This is a genomic window from Pantoea sp. BAV 3049 (genome assembly GCF_009765445.1).
GTDB lineage: Bacteria > Pseudomonadota > Gammaproteobacteria > Enterobacterales > Enterobacteriaceae > Erwinia.
In genome coordinates this window covers 4,342,956-4,360,068 of record NZ_WHOY01000031.1, presented here as the reverse complement: position 1 = coordinate 4,360,068, position 17,113 = coordinate 4,342,956, and the positions used below count along the sequence as shown (strand labels likewise).

The following is a 17,113-nucleotide window of genomic DNA, read 5'->3' as shown; positions in this document are numbered from 1 at the left end:
AGAATGGGCGACAGCATTCTCTCACAGGCAGAAATTGACGCGCTGCTCAATGGCGACAGCGACAGCGCGGCAGAAGAAAACGTCAGCAGCGTGGGCGACAATGACATTCGTCCTTACGATCCCAATACCCAGCGTCGCATGGTTCGCGAACGTCTGCAGGCGCTGGAGATCATTAACGAACGTTTTGCGCGCTCGTACCGTATGGCGCTGTTTAACCTACTCCGCCGTAGCCCGGATATCACCGTCGGTGCGATTAAAATTCAGCCTTACCATGAATTTGCCCGGAACCTGCCGGTGCCAACCAACTTAAACCTGATCCATCTGAAACCGCTGCGCGGTACGGCTCTGGTGGTGTTCTCTCCGAGCCTGGTCTTTATCGCCGTGGATAACCTTTTTGGCGGTGACGGTCGTTTTCCGACCAAGGTTGAGGGACGTGAATTTACGGCAACCGAACAGCGTGTGATCCGCAAGATGCTGAAGCTGGCGCTTGAAGGCTACAGCGAAGCGTGGAAACCGATCTACCCGCTGGACGTGGAATACGTACGCTCTGAAATGCAGGTCAAGTTTACCAACATCACCACCTCTCCTAACGACATTGTGATCACCACACCGTTCCAGGTGGAGATTGGCAACCTGATTGGGGAATTCAACATCTGTATTCCGTTCAGCATGATTGAACCGCTGCGCGAAACGCTGGTGAATCCCCCGCTGGAGAACTCGCGTCAGGAAGACCATAACTGGCGTGAAACGCTGGTTAAGCAGGTTCAGCACTCTGAGCTGGAGCTGATCGCCAACTTTGCCGACGTGTCGATGCGCATCTCAAGCCTGCTGGCACTGAAACCTGGCGACGTATTACCGATTGATAAACCGGACCGCATTATCGCTCATGTGGATGGCGTGCCGGTATTAACCAGCCAGTACGGCACCCTGAACGGGCAGTACGCGCTGCGTGTGGAACATCTGATTAACCCGATTTTGAATTCGATGAATGAGGAACAGCCCGATGAGTGACACCAAGAAGCCGTCCGAAGACGACATCTCCGCGGACGACCTGTGGGCTGACGCGCTGAACGAGCAGTCCGGCAGCTCCTCGCAAGAAGGGGTGTTTAAAACTCTGGAAAACAATGACATCTCCGGGTCGCTACAGGATATCGATCTGATTATGGATATCCCGGTCAAGCTGACCGTTGAGCTGGGTCGCACCAAAATGACCATTAAAGAGCTGCTGCGCCTGACTCAGGGTTCCGTGGTCGCGCTGGACGGTCTGGCTGGTGAGCCACTGGATATTCTGATTAACGGTTATCTGATTGCTCAGGGTGAAGTGGTGGTGGTCGCCGATAAATACGGCGTGCGCATTACCGATATCATCACCCCGTCAGAACGTATGCGTCGCCTGAGTCGTTAAATGAATACCAACACCAGTCAGGTGCAGCAGCAACCCACCGCCCAGCCGGTGATCTCTACCGGCTCGATGCTGACGCAGGTCAGCAGCGTACTGGCGGTCATTATTCTGTTAATTCTGGCCTGTGCCTGGGTAGCCAAACGCCTTGGTTTCACCCCTAAACGTGGGAGCACGGGTCAGAGCCTGTCCGTCAGCGCCAGTTGCCAGGTCGGCCAGCGCGAACGTGTGGTGATTGTTGATGTGGAAGACGCCCGCCTGGTGCTGGGCGTTACCGGTCAGCAGATCACCCATCTGCATACCCTGCCGCCGAAACCGCCGCAGGAAAATCCGGAAGCTCCGGCTGCGACGGCAGATTTCCGTCAGGTTTTACAGACGTTAATCAAACGCCCCGGAAAGCCATAATGAAACGCTCTCTTCCCCTGCTGGCTCTGCTTCTGCTGCTGGCACCCAATGTTCACGCCCAGCTGCCGGGCCTGATCAGCCATCCGATTGCGAATGGTGGTCAGAGCTGGTCGCTGCCGGTTCAGACGCTGGTGTTTATCACCTCGCTGACCTTCCTTCCGGCTATTTTACTGATGATGACCAGCTTCACGCGCATCATTATTGTGTTTGGCCTGTTGCGTAACGCCCTGGGCACGCCCTCTGCGCCACCGAACCAGGTGCTGCTTGGCCTGGCGCTGTTCCTGACCTTCTTTATTATGGGGCCGGTGTTCGACAAAATTTACCAGGATGCCTATCTGCCATTCAGTCAGGACAAGATCACCATGGACGTGGCGATCGATAAAGGGGCTCAGCCGCTGCGTGAATTTATGCTGCGTCAGACCCGCGAAGCTGACCTGGCGCTGTTTGCCCGCCTGGCGAACACCCCGCCATTGCAGGGACCCGAAGCCGTGCCGATGCGTATTCTGCTGCCTGCTTATGTGACCAGCGAACTGAAAACGGCTTTCCAGATTGGTTTTACCGTTTTCATCCCGTTCCTGATTATTGACCTGGTTGTCGCCAGCGTGCTGATGGCGCTGGGGATGATGATGGTACCGCCTGCAACAATATCGCTGCCGTTTAAGCTGATGCTGTTCGTGCTGGTTGACGGCTGGCAGCTGCTGATTGGTTCACTGGCACAAAGTTTCTACTCTTAAATTTCTCCGGAGTCACTTATGACACCTGAATCGGTCATGGTTATTGGTCACGATGCAATGCAGGTAGCGCTTGCTCTGGCCGCCCCGCTGCTGCTGGCGGCTCTGGTCAGCGGCCTGCTGATCAGCCTGCTGCAGGCGGCAACACAGATTAACGAACAGACTCTCTCCTTTATCCCTAAAATTCTGGCCGTGGTCACCACCATGGTGGTAGCCGGTCCGTGGATGTTAAATCTGATCCTGGATTACATGCGCACCCTGTTCAACAATCTGCCGTACATGATCGGCTAATGATCAACATCGACAGTAATGAACTGCTGATGTGGGTGAGCCAGCTGTTCTGGCCGCTGGCCCGCGTTCTTGCCCTGATCATGACTGCGCCGTTGCTCAGCGAAAAGTCGATCGGTAAAAAGGTTAAAATCGGTCTCGGACTGATGATTACCTATGTGCTGATCCCTTCACTTCCGCCGGTTAACGTGACTTTGTTCTCAGTTGGCGGTTTCTGGCTGCTTTTGCAGCAAATTTTAATTGGTATTGCGATTGGTTTTACGATGCAATTCGCGTTCGCGGCGGTCAGGCTGGCTGGCGAAGTGATCGGACTGCAAATGGGACTGTCATTCGCCACCTTCTTCGATCCCGCCAGCCGTCTGAACATGCCGGTGCTGGCGCGTTTTCTCGATATTCTCGCCATGCTGCTGTTTTTATCCTTTAACGGCCACCTCTGGCTGATCTCGATGGTGGCCGACAGTTTTCACACCCTGCCAATCGGCGGCGACCCGATAAATGGCAATGCTTTTATGGCGCTGACTAAAGCGGCAGGTATGATTTTCCTTAACGGAATGCGATTAGCGTTACCGCTAATAACTTTGCTGCTCACCCTTAACCTGGCCCTGGGTTTGTTAAACCGTGTTTCACCACAACTGTCCGTTTTCGCCATTGGCTTCCCTGTCACCTTATCGTTAGGCATGGTGTTCCTGAGCCTGATGATGCCTCTGCTGGCCCCGTTCTGCGAACATCTGTTCAGCGAAGTGTTTGATTTACTCGCGAGTGTTCTGAGTGAACTCCCTGCCAGATAAATTAATGTATGGACTAATGCATAATTAGCCATTGTTAAGCAGTAGAAATATGTCTGTGCATTTTTCGAACCAGTTTTATCAGAATTGCCTTAAGGAAATTCTGATAAATTGCCCGCCGCAATGAAAATTATTCTTATTAAATTCTGATTAGCGTATTTTGTTTCTCGAAACGGATGAAATGTTACCTGAACATTAATGTTCACAAAATACACAACATCTTGTTTTAACAAGATATTTTATTTTTGTTAGTTTTCCTTGTATCAAACTGCGTTTTACGGCATTGTCAACACTCCTCTCCGGATCACTCATTCGTGAGATGAATGTTTTTTAGGAATCGTCCTATCAGATTTTTCTGTGTTCTGCGCGATAGTGGCGGGGTTCACAAAATGATGCCGAAAGTTGTTGTAAGACAAATCTGCCAACGGGTCTGCCTGAAAGATCGCTCTTTCAGCGTCACGGCCGGGCATTATGTCGACCAAACTCAAATGTTACATCGGGCATGGACGAGTCAGTCGGAGCATAAGGCTCAGAATGATTCAATGCTGAAGTACTAATAACAAGACTGAAGTCAGAACGCTTACTCTCTAAACTACACAATCGCGTAATTCATCGTTGATTTAAACGGATAACAATTTGGTGAGGGTCGCAATAATGCCTACAATTATAATGGATTCATGCAGCTATACACGACTAGGGCTTACAGATTATATGATGGTGAAAGGAGTTAAAAAGAAAAATATCACTTCTGTTACCGATATCGATCAGTTACAAACCAAATGCCAACAGTACCAGCCAGGCGTGGTTTTTATTAATGAAGATTGCTTTATTCATGAAGCAGATGCCAGCCAGCGCATAAGAACAATTATTATGCAGCATCCTGACACACTGTTCTTCATCTTTATGGCAATATCCAATATCCATTTTGAGGAATACCTCTACGTTCGTAAGAACCTGATTATTACATCAAAATCGATAAAACCGGCTACGCTGGACAATCTGCTGCTGTCGTATTTTCAAAAGAAACTCAACGTTTCGCCACGTTATTCCGCTGGTTTCGACGTTCATCCACTGACGTTAAGCCAGACAGAATCAAACATGTTAAAAATGTGGATGTCTGGTCACGATACCATTCAGATATCGGACAAAATGCAAATTAAGGCCAAGACAGTTTCTTCCCACAAGGGAAATATTAAACGTAAAATTAAAACACACAACAAACAGGTTATTTATCATGTTGTCCGTTTAACAGACAACGTCACCAGCGGTATCTACGTTAATGTAAGATAACAAGGTGTGAAAAAGCCGACGCTTGTCGGCTTTTTTATTTTCTTTTTTTACATCTTTATGACAGATATAGTCCGGTAATTTTCCCGTCAGGTTTCCGTAAGTTTAGTTACAAAGCGCGTTTCCCCCTCTGCAACCTCCAGACGATCTTCTTACTGATTTTGTTAACCAGATCGCAATTCTTTGTTAAGACTTTTCTGAAGACTGCCGATGTTCTCTCTACAGACCGTAGCCCGGCTTCGCTTCCCCTCACAGAGAGCAAAAGGATATGAAATCATCACAAATCAGCGCCGAAACGCCCAGTATCTGGCAGCATCTGCGGCTCGTTCCTCTCTTTGCCGCCATCCTCGGCGGGATTTTGCTGTTATTTGCCCTGTGTATCGGCCTCGCCAGTTATTTTTTGATTCAGAGTAATCAGTCATTAAAAGATGTCACCGAAGAGATTCAGGTGCGCATGGCTATATCCAACAGCTCCAACCACCTTCGGACCGCCCGACTGAACGTGATCCACGCCGGTGCTTCAGCCCGTATCGGCGAAATGGACGCCTTCAGCGATAATCTTAAGCAAACGGAAAAGCGCATACAGCAGGCCACCGACAGCTTTAACGATTATTTAAAACGTCGGGTAAAAACACCGGCTGACCAGGCACTGGATGGCGAATTAAAAGCCCGCTTTGATGCCTATGTGACGCAAGGTTTACTGCCGATGGTGAAAGCGGCCAAAGATGGCAGTTTTGAAGGCGTGATAGCCCAGGAAACAGATTATACCCGCAAGCTGGATGACGCTTATAACGGCGTCCTGCTGAAAGCTATCGCCATCCGTACTCAACGTGCCGATGCCATCAACAACGAAGCGGATGCACAAACGCGCAACGGCTTTATTATGATGGCCTGCGCCTTTGGTGCGGCTCTGCTGCTGACTCTGGCCACCTTCGTCTTCCTCCGTCGCGTAGTGATTACCCCCCTGCGTCAGGCCGTCGACCGCATTGAGCATATCTCCCGTGGCGATCTGACCGCCCCGCTCCAGACCTGGGGACGCAGTGAAATTGGAACGCTCGGCAACAACCTTCAGACTATGCAGCAGTCGCTGGTCAAAACTGTCGGCACGGTACGTGAAGGTGCCGTGGCAATTTACCAGGGTTCCAGCGAGATCTCTGCCGGTAACACCGACCTCTCCTCCCGTACCGAGCAGCAGGCTGCCGCGCTGGAACAGACCGCAGCCAGCATGGAAGAGCTGACTGCAACGGTTAAACAGAATGCCGAGAACGCCCATCACGCCAGCCAGCTTGCCGCCGATGCTTCCGGAAAAGCCCGCCAGGGTGGCGACATTGTTTCCGGGGTGATCAGCACCATGAACAATATTTCCGGCAGCTCGAAGAAAATCGCCGAGATCACCACGGTGATCAACAGCATTGCCTTCCAGACCAACATTCTGGCACTGAACGCCGCGGTGGAAGCAGCACGCGCAGGTGAACAGGGTCGCGGATTTGCGGTGGTGGCCAGTGAAGTGCGTAACCTGGCGCAGCGCAGTGCCGGTGCGGCGAAGGAGATTGAGGGGCTGATTGCCGAGTCAGTCGATTTGATTGGCAAGGGATCGTCTCAGGTTACCCATGCAGGCGATACGATGACAGACATCGTGGAAGCCGTTCGCCGCGTGACCGATATCATGGCGGAGATTGCTGCCGCATCCGATGAGCAGAGCCGCGGGATCCAGCAGGTCAGTCTGGCAGTGACCGAAATGGATAATGTCACCCAGCAGAACGCCTCGCTGGTTGAGGAAGCCTCTGCGGCAGCCTCCTCACTGGAAGAGCAGGCCTCCCGCCTGACTCAGGCCGTGGCCGCTTTCCACCTCAGCGACAGCGCACCGCGTAAAACAGCCACTCAGGTTCCGGCTGCCAGCCCGGCGAAAGCTTTGCCGGTCCCGGCCCGTCCGGCTCTTGCCACCAGCAGCGATAACTGGGAAACCTTTTAACTGCTGACCGGCTGAAGTGTGTTAGTAAAAGCTAAGGGGCGACTATTCGCCCCTTAGCTGTAAGATACGCACGTTTGCAGAGACGGTCTCCCTTTCGGATCAATGATTATCCCCGCCCGTTATCACGGAACAGTCCCGTCAGGAGCGCCATTTTTATGGATGCGGTTCGACAAAAATGCCGTCCGAATGGCCTGTTTCGTTAAAGAACCAGATCCCCATCGGATAATCCTCCAGCGCAACCAGAAACATGGTGCCCTCACTGAAGTCTTCCACTGCCAGCACCGTGCCCGGCCTGCGCGGCCCGCCGTCAGTTTTCACCGTCACCCGATCGTTCACTTTCATACTGTCAGTCTCCCCTTATGTGTTCCACTAAGTTTATCCGAGAATAACCCGCTTTGCCGGAACAGACGTTGACTTAGCGTCGGGCAATCACCCATACCGCGTGCACAATACCCGGAATGTAGCCGCACAGAGTCAGCAGGATATTCAGCCAGAACGCCCCGCCGAAACCCACCTGCATAAACACACCTAATGGGGGAAGAAGTATTGCAATAATTATCCGGATAAAATCCATAATGCCTCCGCTGCAGGAAAAAAGTTCGTTTTATAATCGATTGATAAGTATAGCAGTTATCACTCAGTCCACCCTAAGCCCGTTGTAAAACTACGTAAGGTGAAAACCCTGAAGGCCTTTTCGTTTTTTTAACGTTTCACGGTGAGACTTCTTACGGGCTGCCCGCTTACACTGTCCCCACTGCACCAACCCCAAAGGCGCAGTCAACCTAAAAAGTAACAAGGATTTTTGCCCGCGCAGCGCGGGCTTTTTTTTGCCTTTTTTCCCCCTTTCCCGGTTATTCTCCATGCCTGCCACTTCGACCATTCAGGACAATTGCTGGCAGCGATCCCCCTTCCGCCACCGGAATTCTCTCCCGCCCTGGATCCGAAGGTGAGCAAGAACGCTATACTCGATGATTATCCTGCTTTTTTGTCCGGCTCTGATTGAGGTAATGACCATGCCCACGCTCCAGGATCCGCTGATGATTGTGACCGACCTTGACGGCTCACTGCTGGATCATCACACCTACAGCTGGCAGCCCGCGCAGCCCTGGCTTGACCGCCTCAAAGCCGCCGGGGTCCCAATCGTCATTTGTTCCAGTAAAACGGCGGCTGAAATTCTGCCCTTACAGCAGTCGCTGGGCATTACCGGCGCGCCTTTTATTGCTGAGAACGGCGCGATTGTGAAATGGAAAAACCTTAATGAACTCGCCGGCACCTCTCAGCCAGGAAAAAATTATCCTGCGCTCTGTGCGACGCTCCAGCACTTTCGTGAGCGGTATGGCTTCCGATTCACCGGTTTTTCCGATGTGACGGAAAAGGAAGTGGCCGACTGGACCGGCCTGACACCGGGTAATGCCGCTCTGGCAATGAAACGGGAGGGTTCAGAAAGCCTCATCTGGCGTGACAGCGCAGAAAATTTTATCGCTTTTCAGCAGGCGCTGGCGGAGGAAAAACTTGAACTGGTGCAGGGCGGGCGCTTCTGGCACGTGATGAATCAGGGACGTGGCAAAGGGACGGCGCTGGCCTGGCTGCTGGCCCACTATCCACCTCCGCAGGGAAAACGCTGGGTCACCCTCGGCCTCGGTGATGGCCCTAACGATGCACCCATGCTTGACGAGGTGAATCATGCCGTAGTGATAAAAGGCTACAGTAAGAACAGCGTGCAACTGTTACGCGAGGATAAAGAGAATATTTATTACAGCACAGGCTATGGCCCACGGGGCTGGAGCGAAGGCCTGTCGCATTTTGTCCGGAGTTAATTTCAACGAGCCCGCAAGCGTGCGTTTTAAGGGGAAGACGATGAGTGATTTTTTCCAGAATGGCGTAATAACCAATTTTCATAATCTCACCGGCCGCTCCGTGGACGAGCTGGAGAGAGATCTGATGCAGTTCTCCACTAAACGCAAAATGGCGCTGATTCTGCCGTCACTGTTTTCCGAACTTGAGGGGCCGGCGCTCGGCCATATTGTGGATGAACTGGCAAAGGTGCCCTACCTGGAAGAGATTGTTATCGGGCTGGATCGGGCCGACCGGGATCAGTTTCTGCATGCACGGGAGTTTTTCTCCCGTCTGCCGCAGCGCCACCGAATTTTGTGGAACGACGGCCCGCGCCTGAAAGCTATCGATGCCGAGCTGGATAAAGAGGGCCTGTCGCCATCCCAGCCAGGCAAAGGCCGCAACGTCTGGTTCTGCACTGGCTACACGCTGGCCTCGGACCGTTCAGCCTGCGTTGCGTTGCATGACTGCGATATCGTCACCTATGAGCGCGGCATGCTGGCCCGCCTGCTCTACCCGCTGGCCAACCCTTCGTTTCAGTACGAGTTCTGTAAAGGATTTTACGCCCGCGTGGCCGACAACAAACTCAACGGGCGCGTGGGACGCCTGCTGGTCGGCCCACTGCTGCGATCGCTGCAAAAAGTGTATGGTCACTCGGAATATCTCGATTATCTCAGCAGCTTCCGCTATCCGCTTTCAGGAGAATTCGCTATGCGCACCCACGTGCTGAACGGCATAAAAATTCCCGGTGACTGGGGGCTGGAGATTGGCGTGCTGTCGGAAATTTACCGCAACTACACCACGCGCCAGAGCTGTCAGGTTGAGATTGCGGATAACTATGACCACAAGCATCAGCCGCTGTCGGAAGAGGATGGTACCGGCGGCCTGCGCCGGATGAGTAATGATATTGTCCAGTCGCTGCTGCGGAAAATGGCCACGATGGGGGTGAATATTACCAGTGACTCCTTCCGCGTGCTGAAGGCCACTTACTATCGTAATGCGCTGGATATGATGGAAATTTATAACCACGAGGCCAACATGAACGGCCTGAAGTTCGACCAGCATGCAGAAGAAGCCGCGGTGGAGATGTTTACCCAGTCGATTCTGGAAGCCGGGCAGTCATTTATTGAACGCCCGAATGAAAAGCCGTTTATCCCCAGCTGGAGCCGCGTACAGTCGGCTTTCCCTGACATTCTGCAGCGCATCTACCACGCGGTGGAAGAGGATAATGAAGGGAAAGTTTAACCTTCGCTGCATACGCGGTTACGCCCTGATTCTTTAGCAATATAAAGCCTGCCGTCGGCAACCGACTGCAGGCTTTCAAACTCATAATCCCCGCACTCTTCACTGCTGGCCACGCCGAATGAAGCGGTAATGTGCAGCAGCAGCGTACTGGAAACCGGCACCTGCTTCTTCGCCAGTTTCTCTCTCACCCTATCGGCAATCGCTATCGCCTCTTCCTTACTGGTATCCGGCAACGCAATGCAAAATTCTTCACCCCCTACCCGGCCAGCCGCATCCTTCACCCTGATCGTTTCCTGCAGGATGGCCGCCGCATGCGAGAGTACCCGATCGCCAGCCTGGTGCCCGTGAGTGTCATTGACCAGCTTGAAGCGGTCGAGATCCAGCTGGATAAGCGCAAAAGCCTGCTGCTTCAACTGGCAGCCCCGTGCCAGTTCGTCCGCGCGTTCAAAAAATGCGCTCCGGTTCAGCATTCTGGTCAGCCCGTCGTAGTTTGCCCGCCAGCTCAGCTGCTCCTGCAGTTTCAGCATGCGGGTCACCAGCGTGATAAGGGCCTGATGCGACAGCACCAGCACCAGGGAGAACAGCAACCACATCAACACCAGTACCAGAGTGACACGGCCAGTCTCACCCTGAATCCCTTCCTTCAGCGTATCGACATTGACCATCACGTCTTCGGAATTGCTGGTTTTCACCCAGGAAACAAACAACGTTCCAAAACGCAAAGCCCCCTGTTTGCTCTTTTTGACCGCCTTTATCAGTTTGTTCACCTCACCGGCGTCGAGTTGTTCCCTGATGAGCGGGCTGCCGGGAGAAGCCGCAATCAAATTCATCTCCCGATCGTAAAACTGCACGGACCCCAGATGGGACTGAGGCGTAACGTGCTGCAAGAAGTCGCTGACGCGGCTGGCAGAGAAATCCATCGCCAGCACGCCATACCAGTGTCCGTTTAAATCCACCGGCAGGCTGGCCGTCACCATTTTTCCTTCCTCAAACGCCCCGTCATATAATCTGCTCCAGCGGGTTTTACGCTGCGGATTAAGCTCCGGGCTCATACCTGTAAAATAGGAACGTTTCATAAACAGGCCGAAGCTTTCCAGCGTTTCCTTATCGTCTGAAGGCGGTTTGGAACTGAGGAAAAAACCCGATCGAGAGATATACCACAGTCGCGAGTGAAAATTGTGGTTGGGGTCGTTGAGTTGCAGAATGAAGCTCATCTCCATGGCCGCGGTCAGCTCATTTTTCATCCCTTCACCGTCATGCCTCTCCATCAGCGGGAATAGCTTGAGCTCATCATCAGAAATTCCGCTAAGCTGCATAGTGCGTTTAATATTGGGGGTCAGGTGCCAGACAGAGAGAGAACGAAGTTGCTGAAAGAGTCTGAGCTGTTTGCGGATGTTATCGTTTTCCACCGGTGACTGCATGGCATGCACCAGCATATTGCGATAAAAAAACAGCTCATCAAGGCTGCGCTGCAACTGGCGTTCCAGCCCGCTGGTGATAGTGTTAAGCCCGATTTGCTGATTCACCTCATAGGTATTTTTCAGCACCATAGCTTCGCGCCAGGTGAGCGTCGTGGAAAACAGAAAGACCAGCAGAAAACAGATATGAATGACTGTTTTGGGCCGTAAGAGCCAAAACTCTTTGGTTCGATTCAAAGCGTCAGACTCCCGGATCGCCACTCTGCAAATGCAGATAATCCTGAGAGTTTAGTTGCGACGCGCCGCGCGCGCCAGCGGCAAGTTAAAGAGAAATAAATGAAAACAGGACGAAAATGCTCGTCCTGTTCGGTGCCTTACTAACTGGCAAGCTGGCCCTGAACGAGGTTCAAAGGACAGAGTTCATCTTCCCTGAACGCCTCACGCCTGACGCTGTGGCCATCGTACCAGCGGCACTCGACCATGCCGCTGGCATAGCCGGTAACAATCATTGCCGGACCGCCTTCTTTAAGCTGCACTTCCTCACTGATCAGAATCATGCCTGTCTCCTGTGCTGGATTACCAGACCTCACGCCGGGAAATTTAGGTATAGCAGGCAGGGCAGGATAATTCCGTTAATGACAGGTAAAAGTTTTGTTAAATCGAATTAAGCAGTTAAAAATGCGAAAAATAAAAAAAGCGAATAAGGTTAATTACTCGCTTTTAAGGCAGAAAAGGGGCGATGTGGACTAAATTTTACATCCTTCACAATCCGCTTCATCGCCAGTATCAGCCGGGACTTCACTGGCTTTCTTTTCTGCGTTAGCTTCGGCTTGCTCCAGCTGAGCATCAATATCAAATTCAAAAATGTCGTCTTTCATCATCACTCCGGATTGCTGACTTGCTGATAAGCTGCCTTTATACTGATTATGCCCTGGCTCTGGCAATCAGATTTACCACTGACAGCACGATCGACCCCACGATAAAGCCCAGCACCAGGTTTGCCAGGTTGCTGACCAGCGAAGCCATCAGGCCGCTGTAATCCGCCGTGAAGTCGCTGATAAAATGGTGAACCTGCGGAATGCCATGGGCAATAATCCCGCCACCCACCAGAAACATCGCCAGCGTACCCACCACTGATAACACCTTCATCATCTGCGGGGCCATCGCCAGCAGGAAGCTGCCAACTCCCTGCGCCAGCGAGGAGGATTTCTGTTTGAGCCACAGGCCCAAATCGTCAATTTTAACGATGCCGGCCACAATGCCATAGACGCCTACGGTGACCAGAATGGCAATGCCGGAGAGGATCAGCACCTGATTGAGCAGCGGAGCTTCAGAAACAATTCCGAGGGTGATCGCCACAATCTCGGCAGAAAGAATAAAGTCGGTACGAACAGCGCCCTTCACCTTCTTCTTTTCAAATTCCGCCGCTTCCTGCTTATCCAGATTGCGCAGCCGCTGTTCGCGCGCTTCGTCGGTTTTCGCTGACTTGTCTTTATGCAGGCTGTGGAAGACTTTTTCCACGCCTTCATAACAGAGGTAGGCCCCCCCCACCATCAGTAACGGCGTTATCGCCCAGGGAGCCAGCCAGCTTATCACCAGCGCCAGCGGCACCAGAATCAATTTATTCAGAAAAGAGCCTTTCGCCACGCCCCAGACTACCGGCAGTTCGCGATTGGCCTTTACTCCGCTTACCTGCTGCGCGTTCAGCGACAGGTCATCGCCCAGCACGCCTGCGGTCTTCTTTGCCGCCACCTTGCCCATCACCGAAATATCATCAAGCAACGTGGCAATATCATCCAGTAATGTCAGTAAGCTACTTCCTGCCAAAATATCCTTCCTTTTCGTTAATCATGCTGACAGCAGGGACAAACCTGCAACTCGGTCACCGCCATATCGGCAATGCCGTCACACTCCCACTCCACCCGTACCGGCTGCCCTTCGGCCTCCTGGTGGTGCAGATATTTGCTGACCGGACTTTCCGTCATCCCGGAGACATCCTCTGTTGCCACCAGCTTGTCGCCAACATAAATGCGTGCGGTCGCCTGAGTATTGACCATGCGCTCCCCGCTGATTTTGTACAGTCGTCTTACCGTGAGTTTGATACTGGCCATAATCCACCGTGGACAGAGGAATGTTAAAGAGTGTGATCTAAGCAATTATGACCTGAATATGCAAATTATGTAAAAGACGGCAATATAATCGCCAGGACACATTGATCTGCCTGCGGTGTACATTATTGCTGGTTAAAACATTTAACCAACGTTAAATTACATCCCCTTAACATGAATGGAGTCAGATGATGTTACGCCGTCCCCCCGCCCTGCTGCCGCTGCTGGCCTCGCTGTTTGCCCTGTACTTTATCTGGGGATCCACCTATTTCGTGATCCGCATTGGCGTGGAAAGCTGGCCGCCGATGATGATGGCCGGGCTGCGTTTTTTGCTGGCCGGCCTGGTCCTGTTGACCTTTTTACTCCTGCGGGGTGAAAAATTACCCCCTCTGCGCGCAGCAGGCAATGCGGCGCTGGTCGGTATCATGCTGCTGGCGATGGGAAATGGTGCGGTCACCGTCGCCGAGCATCAGAATGTTCCTTCCGGGATTGCTGCCGTAATGGTTGCGACCGTCCCGCTGTTTGCCATGTGCTTCAGCCGTTTGTTTGGCATTCAGACCCGCTGGATTGAGTGGCTGGGCATTGCCGTCGGGCTGGTGGGAATTATCCTGCTGAACAGCGGTGGTCATCTTGGTGGCAATCCCTGGGGCGCGCTGATGATCCTGACCGGTTCTCTCAGCTGGGCTTTCGGTTCAGTCTGGGGCTCGCGCATTACGTTGCCAAAAGGGATGATGGCAGGTGCGGTGGAGATGCTGACCGCTGGCATGGTGTTGCTGATTGCCAGTAAGCTCGGCGGCGAACATCTGCTGACTGCCCCGACGCTTTCTGGCTTTCTGGCGCTGGGTTATCTCAGCCTGTTTGGGTCGATTATCGCTATCACTGCCTATATGTATCTGATCCGCAATGTTCCCCCGGCGATTGCCACCAGTTATGCCTACGTCAATCCGGTTGTGGCAGTGCTGCTGGGTATCAGCTTTGGCGGCGAAAGCCTGACTCCGGTTGAGTGGCTGGCGCTGGCGATCATCGTGCTGGCGGTGGTTCTGGTGACGCTGGGTAAATACCTTTTTCCCGGCAAAACGCTTAGATCGGTGGCAGCTGAAACGCCTCCGGGCGCAGAACGTTAATAAGCGCTCCCGCCGTCGGGTAATACAGGCCAGGTGTTAGTAATGCGTTTATTTTATCATCACTCAGGAGTGTTATAGTGCTGTCCGTTTTAAAGGCAAGGAAAAACGGCGATGAATTATACTGGGCTGAACCTGATAAAAACCCTGGGATGCCTGACGGCGGTAACCTTCTTCACGTTGTACAATACATACGATAACTATTCCTATAATTACAGTACCATTCTTACCTTTCTGACTTTTATTTCGACCATTGCCACCCCGCTGTTTTTTGTGGTGACCGGTTATCTGGATGCCTGTGCCCTGCGCAGTAAGGAGTGGCGGTTAAAAAAAATCCGCGCCATTCTGGTGATTTTCCTGTTCTGGTATTCGGTCTGGTATTTTGTCGGCCCCTATTACAAGGGGTATCTGATCCAGCCCTGGTTCGTGCTGACGCTGCTGATGATTTACTGCGTTCACCCACTGATCGACCGGCTGGCACAGAACAGAAAATTGCTGATTGCCACGGTGCTGACCCTACTGGTGCTGGCTTTTTATTATGATTTACAGGCACTTCATTATTCCGATAACCGCTGGTTTTCCCTGCCTGCCGAGTTCAGGCTGTGGACATGGGTGCTCTATTATTTAACGGGCCAGCTCCTGTTTAATCCGCTGGTGAGCGCCTTTTACTCACGGCCTGTGGTGGCAAAAGCCGCCCTGATTGCGGTGCCGTTCGTTTATATCTTCACCTGGCTGTATGAGAAGCATTTCTTCTTTACCCTGTTCAGCGTCGAGCGTAACGGTTTTATTCTCACTGGCTCGCAGGTTTATATTCTGGTGGTACTGATTATCATCGCGATTAACGGACTGGAGGTGGGGGAATATGTACAACAATTGTCAGCGAAGCTCAGCAAAACCATGACCGGAGTCTATATCCTGCACTACTCATTTTTCAATTTACTGATCCAGTGGATCACTATTACCTCGCTGACCACCAAACTACTGACCCTTATGCTGACGTTCCTGCTGTCGGTCATGCTGACGCTGGTGATGCTGCGGTTCAGGATGACCCGACCGCTGGTGACCTTTTAATCAGTCAACTATTCGCCGGATACCCTGCCAGTCGATTTCACCATTTCCTTCCCCGGCGAAGATCCACTCTTCCAGCCGGGAGGTCATGGCTTCTTCTTCGAGCTTCGTTTTACCGCGCAGCGCACATTCCCACACCACCAGCACCTTCCAGCCTGCCGCGCTCAGTTCGGCAATATAGCGCTTATCCCGCTCCACGTTACTGCTGATTTTCCCAAGCCAGAATGCTGTACGGGTTGCCGGAACCTTAAAGAGATGGCAGTGATGGCGATGCCAGAAGCAGCCATGCACAAAAATAATGGTCTGATAGCTATCCAGCACGAAATCCGGCCGACCGGGCAGCGATTTATCCTGCACGCGGTAGCTGAATCCCAGCTCTGACAGCAGTTCTGCCAGGCGGTTTTCAATGGCGGTGTCGCGCGTGCGGATGGCACGCATGTTTTTACTGCGGATTTCAGAGGTGTGAACATCAGCCATAGTATCATCCTTATTTTCTGACTAAGTATAGTCTTTCCCTGAACCCGGGATCTGGCTGGTCAGCCAGTCCGCCATAGCGATCAGATGTCGCTCACCCGCCTGCGCCTTATTCATCAACAGATAGTAGCCTTTATGGCTCGGCGCCCTGGCGGTAAACAGCTGCACCAGTTCTCCCTGTACCAGCTCGCTTTCCAGCAGCAGCGGATCGGTGATCATCACCCCCTGCCCGGCCTTTGCCGCCTCAATCGCCAGCAAAGTCTGGTCAAAATGGATGCCGGAGATATCACTGATATTTTCCTCGCTGAGCCTGCTATTGAGCCGCAGCCAGACCGGCCACCAGGGATGCAGCGTGCTGTGCAGTAGCGTGGCGCGCTGCAAATCTTCTGCGTATCTCAGCTGCTTCATCTCAATGTAACGCGGGCTGGCAAAGACGGAACTGTCATCATTTACCAGCAACCGGGTGAAGAACTGTTTACTGTCGCCGTCAAAATGACGGATCAATATATCCGCTTCTCCAGCGGCCAGGTCAACGTAAGAAGTGGTCGCATTGAGATGTAAATCGTACTGCGGGAAAGCCCGGATAAAATCACCCAGCCGGGGGCTGAACCACTTCGCCGCCAGCCCCGGCGGCATCGACAGTCTGATCTGTCTCTTCTGAGGCTGCCTTACCGCCTGGCTGAGCTGCGCAATCTGACCGAGCAGCGGCGCAATTTGCTGATGATAGTTCATGCCTTCCGGCGTCACCGTAATCCGTCTCACATCCCGTACCAGCAGGGCGATCCCCAGCCATTTCTCCAACTTTTTAATCTGCTGCCCGACCGCGCCCGGCGTAACGTGAAGCGCTTCTGCCGCCAGTTTGATGCTGCGCCTGCGTACCACTTCGTCAAAGGCCACCAGCGCCCGCAGGGGAGGATAAGCATTCATGGCGTAGTTTTTCTCTTTCATTCACCTGTTTATCTGCCTTGTAACATGTCGG

The 17,113-nt window shown here is 52.7% G+C and carries 21 protein-coding genes; 12 read left to right on the top strand and 9 right to left on the bottom strand.

What is annotated here, in order from left to right:
* Positions 1-3 precede the first annotated feature (3 nt).
* From fliM to GSQ70_RS21555, 8 genes are all read left to right on the top strand, one after another.
* The gene (gene fliM, locus GSQ70_RS21590) at positions 4-1,011 is read left to right on the top strand and encodes a flagellar motor switch protein FliM (protein WP_158784426.1); all 1,008 of its coding nucleotides are present in this window, start codon (positions 4-6) and stop codon (positions 1,009-1,011) included.
* Complete coding sequence (fliN, locus tag GSQ70_RS21585; protein ID WP_158784425.1) at positions 1,004-1,405, top strand: flagellar motor switch protein FliN; 402 nt, start codon at positions 1,004-1,006, stop codon at positions 1,403-1,405. The genes fliM and fliN overlap by 8 nt, the downstream gene beginning before the upstream one ends.
* Positions 1,406-1,804, top strand: a complete 399-nt coding sequence (gene fliO / locus GSQ70_RS21580; RefSeq protein WP_158784424.1) for a flagellar biosynthetic protein FliO — start codon at positions 1,406-1,408, stop codon at positions 1,802-1,804.
* Positions 1,804-2,538 (top strand): flagellar type III secretion system pore protein FliP, encoded by a 735-nt coding sequence (gene fliP / locus GSQ70_RS21575; RefSeq protein WP_158784423.1) that lies wholly within the window; start codon positions 1,804-1,806, stop codon positions 2,536-2,538. The genes fliO and fliP overlap by 1 nt, the downstream gene beginning before the upstream one ends.
* A gap of 18 nt (positions 2,539-2,556) precedes the next feature.
* Entirely contained in the window at positions 2,557-2,826 is a 270-nt protein-coding gene (gene fliQ, locus GSQ70_RS21570; RefSeq protein WP_158784422.1) for a flagellar biosynthesis protein FliQ, read from the top strand.
* Positions 2,826-3,611 carry a flagellar biosynthetic protein FliR gene (gene fliR / locus GSQ70_RS21565; protein ID WP_158784421.1) on the top strand — a complete coding sequence of 262 codons (786 nt, stop codon included), beginning with the start codon at positions 2,826-2,828 and terminating at the stop codon, positions 3,609-3,611. Before fliQ ends, fliR begins: the two co-directional genes overlap by 1 nt.
* A gap of 651 nt (positions 3,612-4,262) precedes the next feature.
* Positions 4,263-4,898 carry a transcriptional regulator RcsA gene (gene rcsA, locus GSQ70_RS21560; protein ID WP_158784420.1) on the top strand — a complete coding sequence of 212 codons (636 nt, stop codon included), beginning with the start codon at positions 4,263-4,265 and terminating at the stop codon, positions 4,896-4,898.
* Positions 4,899-5,163: 265 nt separating this feature from the next.
* The gene (locus GSQ70_RS21555; protein WP_158784419.1) at positions 5,164-6,867 is read left to right on the top strand and encodes a methyl-accepting chemotaxis protein; all 1,704 of its coding nucleotides are present in this window, start codon (positions 5,164-5,166) and stop codon (positions 6,865-6,867) included.
* A gap of 153 nt (positions 6,868-7,020) precedes the next feature.
* On the opposite strand, the gene dsrB is transcribed toward GSQ70_RS21555, so the two are convergent.
* A complete protein-coding gene (gene dsrB, locus GSQ70_RS21550) occupies positions 7,021-7,209 on the bottom strand; it encodes a protein DsrB (RefSeq protein ID WP_158784418.1) in 189 nt (62 codons plus the stop codon).
* 73 nt (positions 7,210-7,282) lie between these two features.
* Positions 7,283-7,441 (bottom strand): YqaE/Pmp3 family membrane protein, encoded by a 159-nt coding sequence (locus GSQ70_RS21545; RefSeq protein WP_158784417.1) that lies wholly within the window; start codon positions 7,439-7,441, stop codon positions 7,283-7,285.
* 439 nt (positions 7,442-7,880) lie between these two features.
* On the opposite strand from GSQ70_RS21545, the gene GSQ70_RS21540 reads away from it, so the two are divergent.
* Positions 7,881-8,684 (top strand): mannosyl-3-phosphoglycerate phosphatase-related protein, encoded by an 804-nt coding sequence (locus tag GSQ70_RS21540; RefSeq protein WP_158784416.1) that lies wholly within the window; start codon positions 7,881-7,883, stop codon positions 8,682-8,684.
* Between the two features lie 40 nt (positions 8,685-8,724).
* Positions 8,725-9,945 (top strand): glycosyl transferase, encoded by a 1,221-nt coding sequence (locus tag GSQ70_RS21535; RefSeq protein WP_158784415.1) that lies wholly within the window; start codon positions 8,725-8,727, stop codon positions 9,943-9,945.
* Here the strand turns inward: GSQ70_RS21535 and dgcQ are convergent.
* The 5 genes from dgcQ to GSQ70_RS21515 all read right to left on the bottom strand — a co-directional run bounded on the left by dgcQ (position 9,942) and on the right by GSQ70_RS21515 (position 13,474).
* Positions 9,942-11,624 (bottom strand): cellulose biosynthesis regulator diguanylate cyclase DgcQ, encoded by a 1,683-nt coding sequence (gene dgcQ, locus GSQ70_RS21530; RefSeq protein ID WP_233268403.1) that lies wholly within the window; start codon positions 11,622-11,624, stop codon positions 9,942-9,944. The genes GSQ70_RS21535 and dgcQ overlap by 4 nt on opposite strands.
* A gap of 116 nt (positions 11,625-11,740) precedes the next feature.
* Positions 11,741-11,920 (bottom strand): YodC family protein, encoded by a 180-nt coding sequence (locus GSQ70_RS21525; protein ID WP_158784413.1) that lies wholly within the window; start codon positions 11,918-11,920, stop codon positions 11,741-11,743.
* 189 nt (positions 11,921-12,109) lie between these two features.
* Positions 12,110-12,241 carry a hypothetical protein gene (locus GSQ70_RS26255; protein ID WP_255455430.1) on the bottom strand — a complete coding sequence of 44 codons (132 nt, stop codon included), beginning with the start codon at positions 12,239-12,241 and terminating at the stop codon, positions 12,110-12,112.
* A gap of 46 nt (positions 12,242-12,287) precedes the next feature.
* Positions 12,288-13,190 (bottom strand): DUF808 family protein, encoded by a 903-nt coding sequence (locus GSQ70_RS21520; protein WP_158784412.1) that lies wholly within the window; start codon positions 13,188-13,190, stop codon positions 12,288-12,290.
* A 17-nt stretch (positions 13,191-13,207) separates the two neighbouring features.
* Complete coding sequence (locus GSQ70_RS21515) at positions 13,208-13,474, bottom strand: hypothetical protein (RefSeq protein WP_158784411.1); 267 nt, start codon at positions 13,472-13,474, stop codon at positions 13,208-13,210.
* Between the two features lie 185 nt (positions 13,475-13,659).
* Here GSQ70_RS21515 and yedA point away from each other — a divergent pair, with 185 nt between their 5' ends.
* Both yedA and GSQ70_RS21505 read left to right on the top strand, forming a co-directional pair.
* Positions 13,660-14,595, top strand: coding sequence for a drug/metabolite exporter YedA (yedA, locus tag GSQ70_RS21510; protein ID WP_158784410.1), 936 nt, complete (start codon positions 13,660-13,662; stop codon positions 14,593-14,595).
* Between the two features lie 111 nt (positions 14,596-14,706).
* Positions 14,707-15,663, top strand: coding sequence for an acyltransferase family protein (locus GSQ70_RS21505; RefSeq protein WP_158784409.1), 957 nt, complete (start codon positions 14,707-14,709; stop codon positions 15,661-15,663).
* On the opposite strand, the gene GSQ70_RS21500 is transcribed toward GSQ70_RS21505, so the two are convergent.
* Together GSQ70_RS21500 and GSQ70_RS21495 are read right to left on the bottom strand one after the other, a co-directional pair.
* On the bottom strand, positions 15,664-16,137 hold the full coding sequence (locus GSQ70_RS21500; protein ID WP_158784408.1) for a very short patch repair endonuclease: 474 nt from the start codon (positions 16,135-16,137) through the stop codon (positions 15,664-15,666). It abuts the gene before it with no gap.
* 21 nt (positions 16,138-16,158) lie between these two features.
* Entirely contained in the window at positions 16,159-17,082 is a 924-nt protein-coding gene (locus tag GSQ70_RS21495; protein WP_158784407.1) for a LysR substrate-binding domain-containing protein, read from the bottom strand.
* Positions 17,083-17,113: the final 31 nt, after the last annotated feature.